The organism is Vibrio sp. ES.051 (assembly GCF_002563795.1).
GTDB lineage: Bacteria > Pseudomonadota > Gammaproteobacteria > Enterobacterales > Vibrionaceae > Vibrio.
On record NZ_PDJL01000006.1, the window covers coordinates 281,890 to 302,937 of the forward strand.

Below are 21,048 nucleotides of genomic sequence, written 5' to 3' on the forward strand. Positions count from 1 at the left end.
ATAACTAGACCCATCACGGGTCGGGCTGCCTCTTTAAAAGGGACGCGAATTGTACCACCCTTTTTTGTGATTGGGTAGTCAATAAATAAGCGGCTCCAAAAATATTTTTTGGAGCCGCTTGATTTCATAGAATAGCAAAGATTAGATCTTCGCCTTTTCTAGAACTTTTACCAAAGTCCAAGACTTAGTCTTAGACAGTGGACGACACTCTTCGATCTCAACAGTATCGCCGAAGCCACACTCGTTGTTTTCGTCATGTGCATGTACTTTAGTCGTACGTTTAACGTATTTACCATAGATTGGGTGTTTTACGAAACGTTCGATAGCAACGGTGATAGACTTATCCATCTTGTCGCTAATTACACGACCTTGTTGAGTACGTTTTACTTCGCTCATTATGCGCCTGCCTTCTCAGTCAAAACAGTTTTCACACGTGCGATATCACGGCGTACAGCTTTCAGAGTATGAGTTTGCTGTAGTTGACCAGTTGCAGCTTGCATGCGCAAGTTGAACTGTTCACGTAGCAAATTCATTAGCTCAGCGTTAAGCTCTTCAACGCTTTTCTCGCGTAGATCTTGTGCGTTCATCACATCACCTGCTTAGTTACAAATGTAGTTTTGAAAGGCAGTTTACGCGCCGCAAGACGGAACGCTTCACGTGCCAATTCTTCAGGTACACCACCCATTTCGTACATTACCTTACCAGGTTGGATTTGGGCTACCCAGTACTCAACGTTACCTTTACCCTTACCCTGACGAACTTCAAGTGGTTTTTCTGTGATAGGCTTATCTGGGAACACACGGATCCAAATTTTACCTTGACGCTTAACGTGACGTGTCATTGCACGACGTGCCGCTTCGATTTGACGAGCAGTTAGACGACCACGGCCAACAGCTTTAAGACCGAATTCGCCGAAGCTTACATCAGTACCCTTAGCTAGACCACGGTTACGACCAGTCTGAACCTTACGGAACTTAGTACGTTTAGGTTGTAGCATCTGTCGACTCCTTACTTACGGCCTTTGCGCTGCTTCTTAGGCTTATCGCCTTTTGGCTCTACAGCGTTAGCTGCTGGCATACCGTCTAGGATTTCACCTTTGAAGATCCAAGTTTTAATGCCGATCACACCGTATTGAGTGTGAGCCGAAGAAGTTGCGTAATCAATGTCAGCACGTAGAGTGTGTAGAGGCACACGGCCTTCACGGTACCACTCTGAACGCGCGATTTCAGCGCCGCCTAGACGACCGCTTACTTCCACTTTGATACCTTTAGCACCTAGACGCATTGCGTTCTGTACCGCGCGCTTCATAGCACGACGGAACATTACACGACGCTCTAGCTGAGACGCGATGCTGTCACCAACAAGTTGCGCATCTAGTTCAGGCTTACGTACTTCAGCGATGTTAATTTGCGCTGGTACACCTGCAATTTTAGCTACAGCTGTGCGTAGCTTCTCTACGTCTTCACCTTTCTTACCGATAACAACGCCTGGACGAGCAGTGTGAATAGTCACACGGATGCTTTTTGCAGGACGTTCGATAATGATGCGTGATAGAGACGCTTTTTTCAGTTCACGTGTAAGGAACTGACGTACCTTGAAGTCGCCGTCTAGGTTGGCAGCGAAATCTTTGGTGTTAGCAAACCATGTAGCATTCCAAGGCTTAACGATGCCTAGACGAATACCATTTGGATGTACTTTCTGACCCATTGCTTACTCTCCTAGTCTCAAGCGTCTGCTACAACAACAGTGATGTGGCTTGAACGCTTCAAGATACGATCCGCACGACCTTTTGCACGAGGCATAATACGCTTCATGGTAGGGCCTTCATCTACGAAGATTTTAGCGACTGATAGATCGTCGATATCCGCACCTTCGTTGTGCTCCGCATTCGCGATAGCTGACTCAAGAACTTTCTTAACTAATACAGCAGCTTTTTTGTTGCTGAAAGTTAAAATTTCTAGAGCTTGGTCAACAGATTTACCACGGATTTGATCCGCAACTAAGCGAGCTTTCTGAGGCGAAATGCGAGCAAAGTTATGTTTAGCAATTGCTTCCATCATTTACTCCTTAGCGCTTCTTAGCTTTCTTATCCGCAACGTGGCCGCGGTAAGTACGTGTTGGTGCGAATTCACCCAATTTGTGACCGATCATTTCATCAGTGACAAATACAGGGACGTGCTGACGACCATTATGGACAGCGATGGTCAAACCGATCATCGTAGGGATGATCATTGAGCGACGGGACCAAGTCTTAATAGGCTTTTTGTCTCCGCTTTCCACCGCTTTCTCTACCTTCTTCAGCAAGTGTAGGTCAATAAATGGACCTTTCTTGAGAGAACGTGGCATGGCTTATCCTCTTATATAGATTACTTATTACGACGACGTACGATGTACTTGTCGGTGCGTTTGTTCTTACGGGTTTTGAAGCCTTTAGTTGGCATACCCCAAGGAGATACTGGGTGACGACCACCAGAAGTACGACCTTCACCACCACCGTGTGGGTGGTCAATCGGGTTCATTACAACACCACGAACCGTTGGACGGACACCGCGATGACGTGATGCACCAGCTTTACCCAGTTCACGTAGCATGTGCTCAGAGTTACCAACTTCACCGATTGTTGCACGGCCTTCAGAAAGAACTTTGCGCATTTCGCCAGAACGTAGACGGATAGTTACGTACGTACCGTCGCGAGCAACGATTTGAGCGTAAGCACCAGCCGAACGAGCTAACTGACCACCTTTACCAGGCTTAAGTTCAACGTTGTGTACAGTTGAACCTACTGGGATGTTACGCATTGGTAGCGTGTTACCAGCTTTAATTGGTGCATCAACACCTGACTGGATTGCATCACCAGCTTTAACACCTTTAGGTGCTAGGATGTAGCGGCGCTCACCGTCTTTATATAGAACTAGAGCAATATTTGCGCTACGGTTTGGATCGTATTCAAGACGCTCAACTGTCGCTGGGATACCGTCTTTAGTACGTTTAAAGTCAACTAGACGGTAGTGGTGCTTATGACCACCGCCGATGTGACGTACTGTAATACGACCGTTGTTGTTACGACCGCCATTCTTAGAGTTTTTCTCTAGAAGAGGTGCATACGGCTTGCCCTTGTGTAGGTCAGCGTTAACAACTTTAACAACGTGACGACGACCAGGGGAAGTCGGCTTACATTTAACAATAGCCATTCTTAACTACTCCTGTTATTCCGCGCCGCCAACAAAGTCAAGATCTTGACCTTCTTTCAAAGTAACGTACGCTTTCTTAACGTCGCTGCGGCGACCTTGGCGTAGACCTTGACGTTTGGTCTTACCCTTAGTGATAAGAGTATTTACAGACTTAACTTCAACTTCAAATAGCTTTTCTACAGCTGCTTTGATCTCTTTTTTAGTAGCATCTTTAGCTACTTTGAAAACGATAGTGTTCGCTTTCTCAGCAACCATAGTTGCTTTTTCAGAGATGTGCGGCGCACGTAGAACTTTTAGGATACGCTCTTCTGTAATCATGCTAGCATCTCCTCAACTTGCTTAACTGCCTCAGCAGTCATTACAACTTTGTCGAACGCGATTAGAGAAACTGGATCGATACCAGCAACGTCACGTGCGTCAACTTTGTATAGGTTACGAGCCGCTAGGAATAGATTCTCATCTACTTCGCTAGTCACGATTAGAGCGTCTGTAAGCTCAAGCTCTTTGAGCTTAGCGACTAAATCTTTAGTCTTTGGTGCTTCAACTGAGAAGTTATCAACAACGATTAAACGCTCTTGACGAACAAGCTCAGAAAGAATGCTCTTCATAGCACCACGGTACATTTTTTTGTTTACTTTTTGGCTGTGATCTTGTGGTTTCGCAGCAAAAGTAACACCACCTGTACGCCAGATTGGGCTACGAATTGTACCAGCACGCGCACGGCCAGTACCTTTTTGGCGCCATGGCTTAGCGCCACCGCCAGAAACTTCTGAACGTGTTTTTTGAGCACGAGTACCTTGACGAGCACCTGCTGCAAACGCAACAACTACTTGGTGTACAAGAGCTTCGTTAAACTCACGTCCGAAAGTAGTTTCGGAAACAGTTAGTGCATCGGCACCTTTAACCATTAGTTCCATTACTTACTCCTGAGACGTTATGCTTTAACAGCTGGTTTAACGATCACGTTGCCGCCAGTTGCGCCTGGTACTGCACCTTTAATAAGAAGCAGGTTGCGCTCAGCGTCAACACGTACGATCTCTAGGTTTTGAGTCGTTACACGCTCAGCACCCATATGACCTGCCATTTTCTTGCCTTTAAATACGCGACCTGGAGTCTGACATTGACCGATAGAACCAGGAGCACGGTGAGACAATGAGTTACCGTGTGTCATATCTTGAGTACTGAAATTCCAACGCTTAACTGCGCCTTGGAAGCCTTTACCTTTAGATGTACCAGTAACGTCTACTTTCTTAGTTTCGTTGAATAGTTCAACTGTTAGTTCTGAACCAACTTCGAACTCTTCGCCGTTTTCTAAACGGAATTCCCAAAGACCGCGACCAGCTTCAACGCCAGCTTTAGCAAAGTGACCTGCTTCAGCTTTGTTTACGCGGTTAGCTTTCTTAGAACCAGCTGTAACCTGAATTGCTGCATAGCCATCAGTATCAAGTGTTTTCACTTGAGACACGTGGTTAGCTTCAACCTCAACAACAGTTACTGGGATAGAAACGCCTTCTTCAGTAAATACGCGGGTCATGCCCACTTTACGACCGATTAGACCAATCATACTTCTAATCTCCCTTAACCTAGGCTAATTTGAACGTCAACGCCCGCAGCAAGGTCTAAACGCATTAGAGCATCAACAGTTTTGTCTGTTGGCTCGACGATGTCGATTAGACGCTTGTGAGTACGAATTTCGTACTGGTCACGTGCTTTCTTGTTAACGTGCGGAGAGATAAGAACAGTGAAACGCTCTTTACGAGTTGGCAGTGGGATTGGACCACGAACCTGTGCGCCGGTGCGCTTAGCTGTTTCAACGATTTCCGCTGTAGAAGCATCGATTAGTTTATAATCGAAAGCTTTTAGGCGGATACGAATACGTTGGTTCTGCATGAGACAGAGCTCCAAATTTATTAAATTACACAAACAATATCGCCACTCAAACTCGTCAGGACGAGAGAATGCCGATTGATTTATGTGAAACCGTAGCATCCAAGATTAGGACGCATTGTCAGTTAATTTTCGATTAACTATCCCTATATGCCAAAGTCACCTCTGAGGATAGTTTTTCCGAAGAAAAGATAGCTAATTGTATTAACCGCGAACATAAGCTGAGTATACATTACCTACCAAACTCTAAAGTTTGTTAGCTCCTCACTGCTCATTGGTTCACAACTGGCTTAACCAGTGCGCTGCATTATACAGATCGCACTTTAGGTTGCAATAGTCGAATGAAAAATAATCGAACTTATGTGTAGCAGACGGCTTTTGCTTAGCCGCCTCCACACCATCCGCCTATGCATGCTATGACTATAAACAAAAAGGACGCCGAAGCGTCCCTTTTTAAACTGTAATCGTAAAAGCGTCTGCTATTATTTCTTACCGCTTGATAGTGCACCAAAACGCTTGTTGAAGCGATCAACACGACCACCAGTATCAACGACACGTTGCTTACCAGTGTAGAATGGGTGGCACTTGTCACACACGTCTAGGTGGATAGCTTCCTTCGCTAGCGTTGAGTTGAACTCAAAAGTGTTGCCGCAAGAACAAGTAGCACTTACTGCTTTGTATTCTGGGTGGATACCAGCTTTCATGGGATAACCTCAATAGTAGGCCGTGTCGCTATACGAGTCTAAGCCGCACACCACACGTAATTAACATCAAAAGTTTGATACCGCTACAGCCTATCGCTGAAGCCATATCTCAAGGCGCGATATACTAAAGAATCAGATTGATCGGATCAACATATTTGGCAACTTTTTCGCCACTTTTTTAGCCAGACTGGCTCCATTGACAAGGTTCATACCCAAACATGCAGCTTTACTCGAGTGTCCACATCGATTTTAATAGACTCTACACTCCTTTCTATTTTATAGCTCAGAATCTATGCGCCCGTCCATTGCTAGAGTGGCATTACCCGTACCACTCGACAAACAATTTGATTACACCATTCCGGGGCACTTGTTTCCGATCATTGGCGGACGGGTATCAGTTCCGTTTGGACGCCAGACCCTTGTTGGCATTGTCATTGCCATGGTCAACCACTCCGACTTTCCAAAGGAGCAACTAAAACCACTCAAGGCGGTTTTGGATTCAAGTCCTATTTGGCCAGAAAAGCTGTATTCTCTGCTGACTTGGTGCAGCCAGTTCTATCAATATCCGCTGGGTGACACACTACACAACGCGATGCCCGCCGCGCTAAGAAAAGGCAAACCCGCGGATTTTGCTACCTTGCAAGAATGGCAACTTACTGACGCGGGTAAAAACAAATTAATGCAAGGGCTTGGGCGTGCTGTGAAACAACAACGAGCTTTACAGATGATGATTGGTGGTGCTGTGTCTCACCAAGAAATGCTTGAACAAGAAATATCCTCAACTGTATTAAAAACACTAGAGGAAAAGGGTTGGATTGAACGTATAGAGAAAAAGCCGATCATTAGCCAGTGGCAGCTTCCGATTGAACGTGACGTTGAAAAACCAAAACTCAACCATGAGCAAGCTTTAGCCATTGCTAGCGTCAATAGCCAAACCGGCTTTGCTTGTTATTTATTAGAAGGGGTCACTGGCTCAGGTAAGACCGAGGTTTATCTCAACCTCATTAAACCGGTGCTCGAGAAAGGTAAGCAGGCATTGGTGCTGGTACCCGAAATTGGTTTAACGCCGCAAACCATCAACCGCTTTAAACGTCGCTTTAATGTTCCTGTTGATGTCATTCACTCCGGCTTAAATGAAACTGAACGTCTTAATGCTTGGTTATCAGCTCGAGATAAAGCTGCTGGCATCATTATCGGCACCCGCTCTGCACTACTAACACCTTTTGCCGCTCTCGGCATCATCATCGTCGATGAAGAACATGACATCTCTTACAAGCAACAGGATAGTTTGCGCTACCACGCTCGTGACGTCGCCGTGATGCGTGCACACAAAGAACAAGTACCGATAATACTGGGCTCGGCAACGCCGGCATTAGAAACACTGCATAATGCATTGTCAGGCAAGTACCACCACCTTACCCTAACGCAACGTGCAGGCTCAGCTGTACCGACGACAAACAAAGTTTTAGATGTAAAAGGCCAATATTTAGAAAGCGGTTTGTCTGCCACGCTCATCGCTGAAATGCGCAAGCACTTAAAAGCGGGCAACCAAGTCATGCTGTTCCTCAATCGCCGTGGTTTCTCTCCAGCACTGATGTGTCATGAATGTGGCTGGATTGCAGAGTGTAAACGCTGCGATGCTTACTATACATTTCATCAATACAGTAATGAAATCCGCTGCCATCATTGTGGTTCTCAACAACCCGTAATTCATCAGTGCCATGGGTGTGGCTCTACACAATTAGTGACTGTTGGCGTTGGAACTGAACAACTGGAACAACAACTCGCTCAACTCTTCCCCGAATACAAAGCGATACGGATAGACAGAGACAGCACTCGCAGGAAAGGCAGCTTAGAAAATGCGCTCGAGTCAATTCACAAAGGTGAATTTCAAATTCTCATCGGCACCCAGATGCTCGCAAAAGGCCACCATTTCCCAAATGTCACTCTCGTCGCACTACTTGATGTGGATGGATCATTATACAGCAGTGACTTCCGCGCTTCTGAACGCCTCGCACAACTGTTTATTCAAGTTGCGGGACGGGCTGGCCGCGCAAGTAAACCCGGAGAAGTCGTTTTACAAACCCACCACCCTGAGCACAGCTTATTACAAGCATTGCTGCAAAAAGATTACCGCCACTTTGCGAACACTGCATTGGAAGAGCGTAAACTCGCACAGCTTCCACCCTATAGTTTCCTGACCTTATTTAAAGCAGAATCCAACCAAAGCGAGATTGTTGAAAACTTTCTACGCCAAGTCCGTTTCACTTTAGAATCTCATCCTTTATTTGATGACACATGTCTGGTCCTCGGCCCCACCCCTTCACCACTCGCCAAGCGGGCTGGCAAATATCGCTGGCAGCTTTTGTTACAAACTCAGCACCGCTCATTGATGCAAAAGTTATTAACCAGTGCTAAACCTGCGATTGAGTTGTTGCCAAATGCGAAGAAAGTACGCTGGAATTTAGACATAGAACCACAAGACCTCAGCTAGCAAACGTTTAACCATGTAATGAATTACCTTTTAACGTGACACGGATCACATTCAGATTGCGTTTTTTGTTAAACAGACCGTAACTTTCACTTTAGAAATGAATAGACTATCCCAATGAGTAAAGTCTACCGTGACTTGAGCACACAGACTTAGGTTGAATAATGACTATTCCCATAAATTGATGTCGCAGTGAAAAACCCAATTTTCCACCTGTAAACACGAATTGAGCGATGAGCAGGCGCTGATTTATCTTGGTTTGAGTACTTCGACTTCAAAGCAGGAATAACATCGTCTTAGCAAAATAAATGAGAGGTTAAAAACTATGGCGACAATGAAGGATGTTGCCCAGCTTGCGGGAGTGTCTACGGCTACGGTATCTCGAGCATTAATGAATCCAGAAAAAGTCTCCTCTTCAACCAGAAAAAGAGTGGAAGATGCCGTACTTGAAGCGGGTTATTCTCCGAATTCATTAGCGCGAAATTTACGTAGAAACGAATCGAAGACCATTGTCACCATCGTCCCTGATATCTGTGATCCCTACTTCTCAGAGATCATTCGTGGTATCGAAGATGCAGCCATGGAACATGGCTACCTCGTCCTATTGGGGGATAGTGGTCAACAGAAAAAACGCGAAAGTTCTTTCGTGAACCTTGTTTTTACTAAGCAAGCTGATGGCATGTTGTTACTTGGCACCGATTTACCGTTTGATGTCAGTAAACCTGAACAAAAAAACTTACCGCCCATGGTCATGGCCTGTGAGTTTGCGCCCGAGCTTGAACTTCCAACCGTTCATATTGATAACCTGACATCAGCCTTTGAAGCCGTGAACTACCTAACTCAGTTAGGCCATAAACGCATCGCACAAATCTCAGGGCCAGAGGCGGCTATTTTGTGTCAGTTCCGTCAGCAAGGGTATCAACAAGCACTTCGTCGCGCCGGAATTAGTAAAGAGCCACAATACAGCGTGATCACCGAGTTTTCTTTTGATGGCGGAGCCAAAGCCGTTCGTAAATTGCTCGAACTGCCCGAGCCACCTACCGCGATTTTCTGTCACTGTGACACCATGGCCATTGGCGCCATCCAAGAAGCCAAAAAACTCGGCTTGCGTGTCCCACAAGATCTCTCAGTGGTGGGTTTTGATGACATTAACTTCGCTCAATATTGCGATCCACCGCTAACGACCATTTCTCAGCCTCGCTATGAGATTGGCCGACAAGCCATGTTGATGATGCTAGAGATGCTCAAAGGTCACGACGTACATTCCGGCTCGCGCCTATTGGAAACCAATCTCATCGTTCGTGGTAGCGCTGCGCCGCCGCAACGCCCATAAGTTTTATAGCGTGGGAGCAACGAGCTGTCCATGCAAACACGACAGCGGCGCTAATGATGCGCCGCTTTTTTATTCCGTCATTAAAACTCATTGTTTTAATCGTGCCCATATGTGCCAGGTTATTGGGTCTTAACTATCAAGATTCTATCAATAGGGTGTTTTCTCAACCCGTTCTGGATTAACATATTTACAAGAATCCTTGATGACCAGAAGTAACCGTGGCAAATAGAGATTATGTGAGACGGGGGCGAGGTGCTCCCAAAAAATCGACAAAAAAGCAGCCGTCTAACAAGAAACCTTGGCGTAGTAGCCTATTAGCAATCTTGCTCGTCGGAGGGTTTGGTTATGGGCTTTACCTATTGAGTAATGATCCAGAACCTAAGCAGCCGGTTGTAAAGCAGCCAACAACAACCGTCAATACAACCAAGCCGAAAAAAACATTACCCCCTCCCCCTGAAGAGAAATGGGAATATGTCGAGTCATTACCGAAACGAGAAGTGGAAGTTGTGGCGAAAGAAATTGAAGTTTCTAAAATTCCTTACATTATGCAATGTGGCGCTTACAAAACTCGAGCGCAGGCAGAAGAGCGTAAGTTATCAATCGCCTTCCAAGGGATGTCGAGTAAAATACGCAAAAAAGAAGGCAGCTCTTGGTATCGAGTGGTGCTAGGGCCTTACAAATTCAAACGGGATGCTGAGCGAGAACGCCATAAACTGCAGCGCGCTAAAATCGAGCCGTGTGCGATTTGGAAAGAAAATCTATAGTTCTAGTCCTCATTGAATGAATCAATTTAAAGACCAACAAGGGCAACCCTGTTGGTCTTGTTGCTTTACCCAGATAACCTCTAAACGGTGGGTTCTGCGAGTCGAGGAATCTAACCAAAAAGTGTGCGCATCAAAAGCATTCTGGTGCATATGACCAGCATTCAGCAGCTAGATTGTGAATCATATTCGTTTCTCACTGCCGAACATAACGTCTAAGTTCGAAAAACGCTCTCCCCTTGAATCCCTAATTTCTCCCCCCCATATACAGAATTAAATCCAAAAAGAAATAATCAAGAGGTCGACTGTGACTACCATTGTATCTGTACGTCGAAACAATAAAGTCGTCATCGCGGGTGATGGCCAAGTATCTCTAGGCAACACCGTCATGAAAGGTAACGCGCGCAAAGTTCGTCGCCTATATAACAATCAAGTATTAGCTGGTTTCGCTGGCGGTACGGCGGATGCCTTTACCCTATTTGAGCGCTTTGAAAGCAAACTGCAAATGCACCAAGGTCATCTGACTAAGGCGGCAGTAGAGCTAGCCAAAGACTGGCGTAGCGATCGCGCTCTTCGTAAACTAGAAGCCCTTCTTGCCGTCGCGGACGAAACCACATCGTTGATCATCACAGGTAACGGTGATGTGGTACAGCCAGAGCATGACTTGATTGCGATTGGCTCCGGTGGTGCTTACGCCCAAGCAGCCGCAATAGCGCTGCTGGAGAACTCCGACTTAGATGCTCGCGAAATCGCGGAAAAAGCGCTAAACATCGCAGGTGATATTTGTGTATTCACCAACCACAACCACACTGTAGAAGAGCTAGAATCAACTACAGAACTTGCAAATCCAACAGCGTAATCGTAACGAAGTAAGGAAAGAATATGTCTGAAATGACACCTCGCGAAATCGTCCATGAGCTGAACCGCCATATCATTGGGCAAGAAAAAGCAAAACGTTCGGTTGCGATTGCACTTCGTAACCGCTGGCGTCGTATGCAGCTTGAAGAAAGTTTGCGTGCAGAAGTCACCCCAAAGAATATTCTAATGATTGGTCCTACTGGTGTTGGTAAGACCGAAATCGCTCGCCGCTTAGCAAAACTGGCAAATGCACCGTTCATCAAAGTCGAAGCAACAAAATTCACCGAAGTGGGTTATGTTGGTAAGGAAGTCGAAACGATTATTCGTGACCTTACGGATGTCGCCGTAAAGTTGACTCATCAGCAAGAGATGGAAAAAGTAAAATTTCGCGCTGAAGAGCAAGCAGAAGAACGTATTCTTGATGCATTACTACCACCTGCACGAGACAGCTGGGGGCAAGCAGAACAAACTGAGGAGTCGTCTCATACACGCCAAGTTTTCCGTAAAAAACTACGTGAAGGCCAACTAGACGATAAAGAAATCGATATCGACGTGGCCGCACCACAAATGGGGGTGGAAATCATGGCACCTCCGGGCATGGAAGAAATGACGAACCAGTTACAAGGCATGTTCCAAAACCTGGCTGGTGATACCAAGAAAAAGCGTAAGCTAAAGATCAAAGATGCACTGAAGGCGCTTGTTGAAGAAGAAGCAGCAAAACTAGTGAATCAGGAAGAGCTGAAAGAAGCAGCCATTTACAACGTAGAAAACAACGGCATCGTGTTTGTCGATGAGATCGATAAAATCTGTAAACGCGGTGAAAGTTCTGGTCCAGACGTTTCCCGTGAAGGCGTTCAGCGTGATTTACTACCATTGATTGAAGGCTGCACCGTTTCCACCAAGCACGGCATGGTAAAAACAGACCACATTCTGTTTGTTGCCTCTGGCGCATTCCAAGTTGCTAAACCCTCTGATTTGATCCCAGAACTGCAAGGCCGCTTACCAATTCGCGTAGAACTTGAAGCACTAAGCAGTAATGATTTCAAACGCATCCTGACAGAACCGAAAGCATCTTTGACAGAACAATACGTGGCATTGATGAAAACGGAAGACGTAGACATCGAGTTCACGGAAGACGGTATCACACAAATTGCGGAAGCCGCTTGGACGGTGAATGAAAGCACAGAAAACATCGGTGCTCGTCGTTTGCATACCGTCATGGAACGCTTGATGGATGAAATTTCTTATGACGCTGCAGAACAATCAGGGGCGAAATTTGTCATTAATGCCGCTTATGTGAAAGAACGTTTAGGCGATACCATTGAAGATGAAGATCTAAGCCGCTTTATTCTTTAGTCGCCCCCCTCACTGCACAAGCCCAGAAGTCCTATTGAACTGACCCCCAATAGTTGGACACCAATTATTGGGGGTCTTTTTATGTCCAAATATAGCCGCGAGCTAAAATGTATCATTGCTAAACAATGCTTAGATGGTGCGTCATCTCGCTATTTAGCAAAACAATATTCAATGTCTTCAAGACAGATACGGTATTGGGTTCAAGTCTTTGTCATCCATGGTGCTGATTCATTTTTACCAACTAAGCATGCTACTGCTCAGGAAAAACGAAAAGCATTGAATTTAATGTGGACGAATGATTGGTCTCTCACGCACACTAGCGCAGTATTAAACCTCTCATCCCCGGGGATACTCTCTGTCTGGCTCAAAAGATTTAATGAGCTCGGTATCAAAGGGCTCAAAATGCGCCAGAAAGGAAGACCCTCAATGAAACAGCAACCTCAACGTACCACTAAACCTGATAATGAAATGACACTTGAGGAGCTAAAAGAGGAGTTGGTCTACTTACGAACTGAGAATGCCGTTCTAAAAAAGTTGGAAGAGTTGGAGCAGGAAAAAAACCGTCGAACAAAGAAAAAGCGGTCATAGCTCTAACTCTTAAAGGCAAGTACCCGTTGAAGCACTTACTGCACACTCTACAGTTGGCAAAAAGTGTCTTCTATTATCAGGCTCAAACGAGTAAGCGCCCAAATAGCTACGAACGTGAGCTGCGTTTGATAAAGTCAATTTATCATGAACATAAGGGTCGATACGGCTACCGCCGTATTCACTTGGAACTAAAAAATCAGGGGGTTATGCTTAATCACAAAACGGTTCAAAGACTTATGGCTCAGCTCAACCTTAAATCGACGGTCAGGGTTAAAAAGTATCGTTCATACCGAGGAGAATCTGGAACAGCAGCTCCTAACGTGCTTGAAAGAGATTTTAGTGCGACTCAACCCGATGAAAAATGGGTAACAGATGTCACGGAGTTCAAAATCAAAGAGCAGAAAGTATACTTGTCTCCCGTTGTCGACTTGTTTACTCAGGAAGTGGTTGCTTATAGAGTGGCCAAAAATGCCTGCTTGCCGCTTGTCACGGATATGCTGACGGAAGCTATATCAACGCTTAAACCCAACTCAAAACCAATTATACATAGCGATCAAGGTTGGCAATATCGCCATCGACAGTATCAGAAAAAGGTAGCGGAGAATGGGTTAACGCAAAGCATGTCGAGAAAAGGTAACTGCTTGGATAATGCTGTTGCTGAAAACTTTTTTGCTTTACTCAAAACAGAGATGTATCACAACCAAAGTTTTGAAGATGCAGATGCTCTGATAGAACAAATTAAAGAATACATCGAGTACTACAATACCAAGCGTATAAAAGTGAAACTAAAAGGCCTGACTCCGATAGAATATCGAACTCAGGCCTTGAAAGCCGCTTAACAGAAATGTCCAACTTTACGGGGTCACTTCATATTCTGGGCTTGTCGATATTTGCGAGGTTGCCCTGCATCAACAGGGGACTACATACCACAATCGTCCCTTAGCGTTCAAAACGGCGAGAGCTCTTGATTCAAACTCATCAACCCAAAGTGTAATTTTCGAAGAACTAGGACGAACAAATATCTGACTACTGCGTACGCTGAACTCCAGCTTGTACTAGCCACGACAGTACTCTTCATAAAGAGACTCCTAATTGACTTGTTTTAGGTCAATAGCGTATCCACCTCTTTGTGCTTATACTGGGCACATTGGTTACTAGCACGAAATTTCCATGAAACAATCTTTACAGATCTGGCTTGAGGCCGCTCGCCCTAAAACATTACCTCTGGCATTAGTCTCTATCTTAACAGGTAGCGTACTTGCATACTCCACGGGGCACTTCTCGATGACGATAGCTATCATGGCTTTCGTCACAGCGACACTACTGCAGATTTTATCCAACCTTGCTAATGATTATGGCGATGCCGTGCAGGGAACTGATAATGAAAAGCGCTTAGGCCCTTTACGGGCGATGCAGTCCGGCGCCGTAAACGCAAAACAGATGAAACAAGCCATTACCTTCAACATCGTTTTGACTGCACTCTCAGGGTTAATCTTGGTCTTTTACTCACTCAACTCGCTAGAAAGCATTGCCACTTTCATCGGGCTAGGCATGCTCGCGATCCTTGCCGCAATTGCGTATACCATGGGCAGCAAACCATATGGCTATGTCGGGTTGGGAGACATCTCTGTCTTCCTCTTCTTTGGTTTGCTAGGCGTCTCGGGCACCTACTTTTTGCATACCGGTCATGTCGATGCCGCGCTGTTCTTACCTGCTCTGGGCTGTGGTTTACTAGCCGTAGCGGTACTGAACATTAACAACATGCGTGATATCGAAAACGACCGTGAATGTGGTAAGCGCACTGTTCCCGTGCGTCTAGGGCAACGCAAAGCGAAGCACTATCATTTTATTCTACTTGGCGGAGCCATCCTTGCGTTTGCCGCGTATTTACTGATTCAAGACAAACCAGTTTGGATTAGTCTGCCATTTTTACTGAGTATCTACTTCGTGGCCGATCATGGTAAAGCGGTTTGGAACACGAAAAAACCAGCACAGATAGCACCAATGATGCCCGTCATCGTGAAATGCTCTTTAGTCACGAACGTTTTGTTTGCAACAATTGTGGTAGCTCAAACTCTAGTAAGTTAAAAAAAGATTGTCATTGCATTGACTTAATGCCCATATATACTCAAGACAACCAATTTCTGTTTAGAAAGGTAAGCTATGGAATACAATACCTCAGCACTCTGTGATATCTACCTCGATCAGGTAGATGTGGTTGAACCAATGTTCAGTAACTTTGGCGGTCGTGCTTCATTTGCTGGACAAACCACCACCATCAAGTGTTTTGAAGACAATTCGCTGATCCGCGAGACATTAGAACAAGATGGACTTGGTCGCGTTTTGTTAATTGACGGTGGCGGCTCCTTACGCAAAGCCTTAATTGATGCAGAAATCGCAACCATCGCTGAAGAAAATGAGTGGGAAGGGATGGTCGTTTACGGCTGTGTTCGTGAAGTCGATGAACTAGAAGATATGAATATCGGCATTCAGGCTTTAGCCTCTATCCCCGTTGGTGCAGCCAGTCAAGGGATTGGTGAGCTAGACATCCCGGTCAATTTTGGTGGCGTCAGCTTCTTACCGGAAGATTACATCTATGCCGATAACACCGGCATCATCTTGTCTCCTGAGCCATTGAATATTAACTTAGAGCTCGATAAATCGGATGAAGAGGAAACACTCTGACTTACTTCGAATTCAAGTCAGTGAAACGCAATATAACGCCTCGGCATTATCGATGGCATATCGATAATGCCCCGACACTCAAACGTTAGCTTACGCCCGTTTCCACCGTTCAAATACACAAACACCCGCTTAAAGCGGGTGTTTTTTAATTCCAAATAAGAACAAGTGAATTATTCCACTTCGTCCATTTTACCTAGCAGTGTACGAATGCGTTCTTGCCATTGTGAGTGCTCTTGTTGAGCTTGCTGCGCTTTTTGCTCTAGCTCTTCACGTTGCGAACGAAGCTCATTTGCTTCTTCTGCTAGTTTTAGCTTATCTGCTTTTAGCTCTTCGACTTCCATCTGGAGAAGAGTGATTGTATCTACTGCAGTTTGAATTTTAGATTCTAGTTGTTCTAGTACTTCGAAAGACATCTTGGCCTACCTATGTTATTCCGTTGGGACGATGTACGAGACTGATGCACACCTAACCTATATAAGGTTCATTCTACTCAGCGTCGCGATGAGAAACACTTACTATATTCAATATTTCGCATCATTCGGTTAAAAAATAAGCGCAATCTCACTAAACGCTGACTTTTCTTATCGACGAAGCATTTTTGAGCAAGGATTTTGCCTCTTACCGCGCCATAAATAGTGCTAAGTATTGATCAAATTCAACTTAGTTAAAGTAAAAGCTCAGCAAAAAGCAAACGTTCACCCCGCGTTATGATAGAATCCCCGCGCAAATTTATCTTTCTCTTGGCTTACTTGGAGACATCATGAAACGCGATTTAGCAATGGCATTTTCCCGTGTTACTGAAGGCGCAGCACTGGCTGGCTATAAATGGCTCGGTCGAGGCGATAAAAACGCGGCGGACGGCGCAGCGGTTGAGGTGATGCGTACCTTACTAAACAAAACAGACATCAACGGTGAAATCGTCATTGGTGAGGGTGAAATCGATGATGCGCCCATGCTATACATTGGTGAACAAGTCGGTGTCGGCGGTGATGAAGTCGATATCGCCGTGGATCCAATAGAAGGCACTCGCATGACCGCGATGGGCCAATCCAATGCTCTTGCCGTTCTTGCGGCTGGAGAAAAAGGCAGCTTTTTAAAAGCGCCTGATATGTACATGGAAAAACTGGTTGTTGGTCCTGGTGCAAAAGGCGTGATTGATTTAGAAAAACCATTAAGAGAAAACCTAGAAAACGTCGCAAGAGCGCTAAATAAGTCACTCGACACGCTGGTTGTTATCACCTTAGCGAAACCTCGTCACGATGAAGTCATTGCCGAGATGCAGACGATGGGCGTGCGCGTCTTCGCTGTACCTGATGGTGATGTGGCCGCTTCGATCCTCACTTGTATGCCAGACAGTGAAGTCGACCTGATGTACTGCATCGGTGGGGCACCAGAGGGCGTGGTTTCTGCCGCCGTCATTCGCGCCCTAGACGGTGACATGCAAGGCCGCTTATTGCCTCGCCATGAGGTGAAAGGTGACACCGAAGAAAACCGTATCTACGGCGCCTCTGAACTAAAGCGCTGTGCCGAGATGGGGGTAAAAGCCAATGTGGTACTCAAGATGGAAGAGATGGCACGCAGCGACAACGTCGTATTCTCAGCCACTGGGATCACTAAAGGGGACTTGCTAGAAGGCATCACTCGTCAAAACAATATCGCGACCACAGAAACACTGTTAGTTCGTGGTCGCTGCCGTACCATCCGCCGTATTAAGTCTATTCACTACCTAGATCGTAAAGATCCTGAAGTGCGAGATATCATTCTTTAATATCTCAATTAAGCTCCATCCTCTTGATGGAGCTTTTTCATCTTCCTCATCCCTCACGGCTCAAAATGACGACAAATTAGCGTCAACAGGCACGTAACTCCGATTAATAGATAAATCATCAAATCAACCTTTAACCTAAGTCAACTCTTTTCTTTACTAACCCTATCGCGCATAATGTGTACTGACATATTGATGGTGGATATATGAAGACCGTAGATAGGATACTGCAAATCGTTAAGCGTGATGGTTCTGTCACCGCAAAACAACTCTCTTCTGAGCTAGGGATGACAACCATGGGTGCTCGTCAGCATCTGCAAAGTTTAGAAGATGATGACATCCTTTCTATCCATGACGTAAAAGTTAAAGTGGGTCGTCCTGCTCGTCATTGGTCCTTGACCCCAAAGGGTCATGAACAATTTGCCGACCGTCATGGTGAATTAACCATTCAGTTTATCGAGGCGGTGGAGCACATTTTCGGTCAGGATGGCCTCGATAAGGTCACCTCTGAGCGAGAAAAGATCACCTTACAAACCTATCGTCAGCATCTCGCCCAATATGATGATCTAGAAAGCAAGTTGGAGGCACTCGTCTCATTACGTGAGCAAGAAGGCTACATGGCCGAACTCGAAAAAGACGAACACGGCTTTATTCTCATCGAAAATCATTGCCCCATTTGTAAAGCTGCAACGCGTTGCCCGAGCCTGTGTCAATCAGAGCTTAATGTGTTTCAGTCGTTACTGGGGCACGAAACCAAAATAGAACGCACAGAGCATCTAATTAGTGGTCAGCGTCGCTGCGTATATCGAATTCAACAATGACAGTGTTCCTCATGTGTTAGATCCTTACCTAGGCACTCATTTCATCTGTGATAAAGAAAGTTGCTCTTATAAATGAGACAACCGTGTCATTCATCCTCACTCCCTATTTTCGTGGTATAGGCTTTTAGTAACTAAGAGCAAGTTCCATAAGGATTTGGAGAATGGTAATGCCACCTCTACACAGTTACTCCCCCCAAGCTCTACCTTCATTCGATGAAATGGTTCGAATGGCAGAAAGCAATCCACAAGCCTTTGAGCAGTTCCGCCACGATATGGCGAAAAAGATGATAGAGGGCGCATCAGAAAAAATGCAGCCGCGATTGTGGGCTCAACAAAGCCACATCGATAGAGTGATCAGCACTTGTAAAAACCCAAACCATACCAATGTCGTCTTAATGGATGAGCTACAAAAACAGGTGATTAAGTTTAGAGCAGCATTGCAGGGGGAAGCATCCCCCACACAGAAAGCAGATGTCGTACCATTTACTGGAAAAGGCTTCTATTAAGAGAAAAACATCCCCTTATGGGTACGCTTTTCTCTTCAGTTTTACTCTGGTTCTGGGCCATATTTATTTGGTCCGGCGGTTCCTTTCAAGAAGCCACACTCAACCAAAATCCATAAACCACAGATCAGAGAGATAGATGCAATCAGCATTTGCGGCATCGACGGCTCTTGCGCTATAGGACTTGTGATTGGTGTAGCAATACGACCCACCACCAGCGGAATATTAAGTGCCAACCAATAGATTGATTTGTCACGATCGTGCCAACGCTTAGTCGTGATCGCTAAGTCCGGTATTAAAATAATCAGCAGAAAGATAGGCAACAGCAGATAGGAGAAAGTAGGAAATAGCTGATTGACTCCTACCCCGAAACCTAAGATGGAAACATAATAAATGACGTTCCAAATCCAGTAGGTTTTACGGTTTATACGTCCTTGAAAAGAAAACAATAACTCTTTATTCGACATCAATTTTTGCCCAAAAGTAGAAAAGTTGTAGATTAGCCGAGTCAGCTTGATTTGGAAAGACAGCTTCTATCCCCCCGAAACCAACATCTTTATTCTGAGAGTGACGAAGCGACGACAAGACTCGACGCCCCAACACTGATTACTTTGCAGTACTCGACACAATGATTTAATTCAACACCTTTTGAAAAGTGTCCACATCCATATCGCGAATATTGACCGTCAAACTGTGCACATGACTTGCCTGCTCTTGTAGCACGCCCATCAAACCTCGCGATAGCTCTCGTTTTTGCTCCTGAGTTCTACCAGACAACAACTCAAAGTTAATATGAATAAAATCGACCTTGCTGCCCTCTTCTCCAATTAGCCAGTGATGACATCTTAGCGTTCTTGATTTCACCGACGCGAACTCAAAAAGCCCGCTCTCTAACGCCGTTTTATGTAAGTCCTCCAGCAAGCCTTGAACATTCACTCGCTCTTCGACAGAGTTCGAATACTCTAAAACTAGGTTTGGCATCTTGATTCCTTTCTACAACCATTAAATCCATCCTGTAGTAATACCAATCCAAACAGCAATTTCCGAGAAATGAACTATCATTCTGTCTACGCGATCACTAATCGGTTGCGAACAAGGAAATGAACAGGACCAGTGCTGCGCCTACCGGAATAAGAAAGGCGCTTAAGACATGATACCAATCATGATCTGTTCACATTATTCTGTTATATTCTTCCGTAGATTTTTTACATTAATTCAATTTTCACATTAAAGATAAGGGAGATATTCCTATGCGTCGTCCTGTAGTGATGGGTAACTGGAAACTAAACGGTAGCAAAGCAATGGTAACGGAGCTGCTAACTGGTCTTAACGCAGAGCTTGAAGGCGTTGAAGGTGTTGATGTGGCTGTTGCTCCACCAGCACTTTACATCGACCTCGCAGAGCGTCTAATCGCAGAAGGCGGTAACAAGATCATCCTCGGTGCGCAAAACACTGACCTAAACAACAGCGGTGCGTTCACTGGCGACATGTCTCCAGAAATGCTGAAAGACTTCGGTGCATCTCATATCATCATCGGCCACTCAGAGCGCCGTGAATACCACCACGAGTCTGACGAGTTCGTCGCTAAAAAATTCAACTTCCTAAAAGAAAATGGCCTAACGCCTGTTTTCTGTATCGGTGAGTCAGAAGCACAAAATGAAGCTGGCGAAACTGAAACCGTTTGTGCTCGTCAAATCAACGCCGTTATTGATGCATACGGAGCTGAAGCGCTAAACGGTGCCATCATCGCTTACGAACCAATCTGGGCAATCGGTACTGGCAAAGCTGCAACCGCTGAAGATGCACAACGCATCCACGCTTCTATCCGTGCCATGATCGCCGAGAAAGACGCAGCAGTGGCTGAACAAGTGATCATCCAATACGGCGGCTCTGTTAAACCAGAAAACGCTGAAGCTTACTTCTCACAGCCAGACATCGATGGCGCTCTCGTTGGCGGTGCGGCTCTAGACGCGAAAAGCTTCGCTGCCATCGCAAAAGCGGCGGCAAAAGCAAAAGCTTAACGTATTCTTGCTACGTGCTTTATAGAACCGAAAACGGTGCGATAATTCGCACCGTTTTTTATCAATCTTAAGCGTGGAAGACGG

At 45.5% G+C, this 21,048-nt stretch carries 28 protein-coding genes; 13 read left to right on the forward strand and 15 right to left on the reverse strand.

All coding sequences use genetic code 11. The features are described 5' to 3' along the window. Nucleotides 1-141: 141 nt before the first annotated feature. The 12 genes from rpsQ to rpmE all read right to left on the reverse strand — a co-directional run bounded on the left by rpsQ (nucleotide 142) and on the right by rpmE (nucleotide 5,782). Nucleotides 142-396 carry a 30S ribosomal protein S17 gene (rpsQ, locus tag ATG66_RS18445; RefSeq protein ID WP_098416674.1) on the reverse strand — a complete coding sequence of 85 codons (255 nt, stop codon included), beginning with the start codon at nucleotides 394-396 and terminating at the stop codon, nucleotides 142-144. Then, entirely contained in the window at nucleotides 396-587 is a 192-nt protein-coding gene (gene rpmC, locus ATG66_RS18450; protein WP_098416675.1) for a 50S ribosomal protein L29, read from the reverse strand. The genes rpsQ and rpmC overlap by 1 nt, the downstream gene beginning before the upstream one ends. After that, nucleotides 587-997 (reverse strand): 50S ribosomal protein L16, encoded by a 411-nt coding sequence (rplP, locus tag ATG66_RS18455; RefSeq protein ID WP_005379577.1) that lies wholly within the window; start codon nucleotides 995-997, stop codon nucleotides 587-589. Before rplP ends, rpmC begins: the two co-directional genes overlap by 1 nt. Before the next feature lie 11 nt (nucleotides 998-1,008). Next, complete coding sequence (gene rpsC, locus ATG66_RS18460; protein ID WP_098416676.1) at nucleotides 1,009-1,707, reverse strand: 30S ribosomal protein S3; 699 nt, start codon at nucleotides 1,705-1,707, stop codon at nucleotides 1,009-1,011. Nucleotides 1,708-1,724: 17 nt separating this feature from the next. After that, nucleotides 1,725-2,057, reverse strand: coding sequence for a 50S ribosomal protein L22 (gene rplV / locus ATG66_RS18465; protein ID WP_041156798.1), 333 nt, complete (start codon nucleotides 2,055-2,057; stop codon nucleotides 1,725-1,727). 10 nt (nucleotides 2,058-2,067) lie between these two features. After that, complete coding sequence (gene rpsS, locus ATG66_RS18470) at nucleotides 2,068-2,346, reverse strand: 30S ribosomal protein S19 (RefSeq protein ID WP_041156799.1); 279 nt, start codon at nucleotides 2,344-2,346, stop codon at nucleotides 2,068-2,070. A gap of 20 nt (nucleotides 2,347-2,366) precedes the next feature. Continuing rightward, complete coding sequence (gene rplB, locus ATG66_RS18475) at nucleotides 2,367-3,191, reverse strand: 50S ribosomal protein L2 (protein ID WP_098416677.1); 825 nt, start codon at nucleotides 3,189-3,191, stop codon at nucleotides 2,367-2,369. A gap of 15 nt (nucleotides 3,192-3,206) precedes the next feature. Beyond that, on the reverse strand, nucleotides 3,207-3,509 hold the full coding sequence (gene rplW / locus ATG66_RS18480) for a 50S ribosomal protein L23 (RefSeq protein WP_098416678.1): 303 nt from the start codon (nucleotides 3,507-3,509) through the stop codon (nucleotides 3,207-3,209). Then, complete coding sequence (gene rplD / locus ATG66_RS18485) at nucleotides 3,506-4,108, reverse strand: 50S ribosomal protein L4 (protein WP_098416679.1); 603 nt, start codon at nucleotides 4,106-4,108, stop codon at nucleotides 3,506-3,508. The genes rplW and rplD overlap by 4 nt, the downstream gene beginning before the upstream one ends. Before the next feature lie 17 nt (nucleotides 4,109-4,125). Then, nucleotides 4,126-4,755 carry a 50S ribosomal protein L3 gene (rplC, locus tag ATG66_RS18490; protein ID WP_098416680.1) on the reverse strand — a complete coding sequence of 210 codons (630 nt, stop codon included), beginning with the start codon at nucleotides 4,753-4,755 and terminating at the stop codon, nucleotides 4,126-4,128. A 14-nt stretch (nucleotides 4,756-4,769) separates the two neighbouring features. After that, the gene (gene rpsJ / locus ATG66_RS18495; RefSeq protein ID WP_004410492.1) at nucleotides 4,770-5,081 is read right to left on the reverse strand and encodes a 30S ribosomal protein S10; all 312 of its coding nucleotides are present in this window, start codon (nucleotides 5,079-5,081) and stop codon (nucleotides 4,770-4,772) included. 479 nt (nucleotides 5,082-5,560) lie between these two features. Next, the gene (rpmE, locus tag ATG66_RS18500; protein ID WP_098416681.1) at nucleotides 5,561-5,782 is read right to left on the reverse strand and encodes a 50S ribosomal protein L31; all 222 of its coding nucleotides are present in this window, start codon (nucleotides 5,780-5,782) and stop codon (nucleotides 5,561-5,563) included. A 292-nt stretch (nucleotides 5,783-6,074) separates the two neighbouring features. Between rpmE and priA the strand changes: the two genes are divergently transcribed. The 9 genes from priA to rraA all read left to right on the forward strand — a co-directional run bounded on the left by priA (nucleotide 6,075) and on the right by rraA (nucleotide 15,854). Continuing rightward, nucleotides 6,075-8,276: a primosomal protein N' gene (gene priA / locus ATG66_RS18505; protein WP_098416682.1), complete on the forward strand. Its 2,202-nt coding sequence runs from the start codon at nucleotides 6,075-6,077 to the stop codon at nucleotides 8,274-8,276. 301 nt (nucleotides 8,277-8,577) lie between these two features. After that, nucleotides 8,578-9,606: a DNA-binding transcriptional regulator CytR gene (cytR, locus tag ATG66_RS18510; RefSeq protein ID WP_257145780.1), complete on the forward strand. Its 1,029-nt coding sequence runs from the start codon at nucleotides 8,578-8,580 to the stop codon at nucleotides 9,604-9,606. Nucleotides 9,607-9,824: 218 nt separating this feature from the next. Beyond that, nucleotides 9,825-10,370, forward strand: a complete 546-nt coding sequence (ftsN, locus tag ATG66_RS18515) for a cell division protein FtsN (protein WP_098416684.1) — start codon at nucleotides 9,825-9,827, stop codon at nucleotides 10,368-10,370. A 304-nt stretch (nucleotides 10,371-10,674) separates the two neighbouring features. Next, nucleotides 10,675-11,226 carry an ATP-dependent protease subunit HslV gene (hslV, locus tag ATG66_RS18520; RefSeq protein ID WP_098416685.1) on the forward strand — a complete coding sequence of 184 codons (552 nt, stop codon included), beginning with the start codon at nucleotides 10,675-10,677 and terminating at the stop codon, nucleotides 11,224-11,226. Between the two features lie 23 nt (nucleotides 11,227-11,249). Then, nucleotides 11,250-12,581: an HslU--HslV peptidase ATPase subunit gene (hslU, locus tag ATG66_RS18525; protein WP_098416686.1), complete on the forward strand. Its 1,332-nt coding sequence runs from the start codon at nucleotides 11,250-11,252 to the stop codon at nucleotides 12,579-12,581. An 81-nt stretch (nucleotides 12,582-12,662) separates the two neighbouring features. Further along, on the forward strand, nucleotides 12,663-13,169 hold the full coding sequence (locus tag ATG66_RS18530; RefSeq protein WP_098414183.1) for a helix-turn-helix domain-containing protein: 507 nt from the start codon (nucleotides 12,663-12,665) through the stop codon (nucleotides 13,167-13,169). After that, nucleotides 13,166-14,008, forward strand: a complete 843-nt coding sequence (locus ATG66_RS18535; RefSeq protein WP_143699719.1) for an IS3 family transposase — start codon at nucleotides 13,166-13,168, stop codon at nucleotides 14,006-14,008. Before ATG66_RS18530 ends, ATG66_RS18535 begins: the two co-directional genes overlap by 4 nt. A gap of 331 nt (nucleotides 14,009-14,339) precedes the next feature. Beyond that, complete coding sequence (locus ATG66_RS18540; RefSeq protein ID WP_098416687.1) at nucleotides 14,340-15,257, forward strand: 1,4-dihydroxy-2-naphthoate polyprenyltransferase; 918 nt, start codon at nucleotides 14,340-14,342, stop codon at nucleotides 15,255-15,257. 75 nt (nucleotides 15,258-15,332) lie between these two features. After that, a complete protein-coding gene (gene rraA, locus ATG66_RS18545; protein WP_098416688.1) occupies nucleotides 15,333-15,854 on the forward strand; it encodes a ribonuclease E activity regulator RraA in 522 nt (173 codons plus the stop codon). A gap of 170 nt (nucleotides 15,855-16,024) precedes the next feature. Here the strand turns inward: rraA and zapB are convergent, their stop codons facing one another. Further along, nucleotides 16,025-16,267, reverse strand: coding sequence for a cell division protein ZapB (gene zapB, locus ATG66_RS18550; RefSeq protein ID WP_098416689.1), 243 nt, complete (start codon nucleotides 16,265-16,267; stop codon nucleotides 16,025-16,027). Between the two features lie 347 nt (nucleotides 16,268-16,614). Between zapB and glpX the strand changes: the two genes are divergently transcribed. The 3 genes from glpX (at nucleotide 16,615) to ATG66_RS18565 (ending at nucleotide 18,946) form a co-directional block, all read left to right on the forward strand. Beyond that, a complete protein-coding gene (glpX, locus tag ATG66_RS18555) occupies nucleotides 16,615-17,622 on the forward strand; it encodes a class II fructose-bisphosphatase (RefSeq protein ID WP_098416690.1) in 1,008 nt (335 codons plus the stop codon). A 203-nt stretch (nucleotides 17,623-17,825) separates the two neighbouring features. Continuing rightward, on the forward strand, nucleotides 17,826-18,440 hold the full coding sequence (locus ATG66_RS18560) for a helix-turn-helix transcriptional regulator (RefSeq protein WP_098416691.1): 615 nt from the start codon (nucleotides 17,826-17,828) through the stop codon (nucleotides 18,438-18,440). Between the two features lie 167 nt (nucleotides 18,441-18,607). Continuing rightward, entirely contained in the window at nucleotides 18,608-18,946 is a 339-nt protein-coding gene (locus tag ATG66_RS18565) for a DUF3135 domain-containing protein (RefSeq protein ID WP_098417112.1), read from the forward strand. 41 nt (nucleotides 18,947-18,987) lie between these two features. On the opposite strand, the gene ATG66_RS18570 is transcribed toward ATG66_RS18565, so the two are convergent. Further along, nucleotides 18,988-19,410, reverse strand: a complete 423-nt coding sequence (locus ATG66_RS18570) for a DUF805 domain-containing protein (RefSeq protein WP_098416692.1) — start codon at nucleotides 19,408-19,410, stop codon at nucleotides 18,988-18,990. Nucleotides 19,411-19,576: 166 nt separating this feature from the next. After that, nucleotides 19,577-19,924, reverse strand: coding sequence for a 5-carboxymethyl-2-hydroxymuconate Delta-isomerase (locus ATG66_RS18575; protein ID WP_098416693.1), 348 nt, complete (start codon nucleotides 19,922-19,924; stop codon nucleotides 19,577-19,579). A 269-nt stretch (nucleotides 19,925-20,193) separates the two neighbouring features. Here ATG66_RS18575 and tpiA point away from each other — a divergent pair, with 269 nt between their 5' ends. Continuing rightward, on the forward strand, nucleotides 20,194-20,964 hold the full coding sequence (gene tpiA / locus ATG66_RS18580; RefSeq protein WP_098416694.1) for a triose-phosphate isomerase: 771 nt from the start codon (nucleotides 20,194-20,196) through the stop codon (nucleotides 20,962-20,964). Nucleotides 20,965-21,048 lie beyond the last annotated feature (84 nt).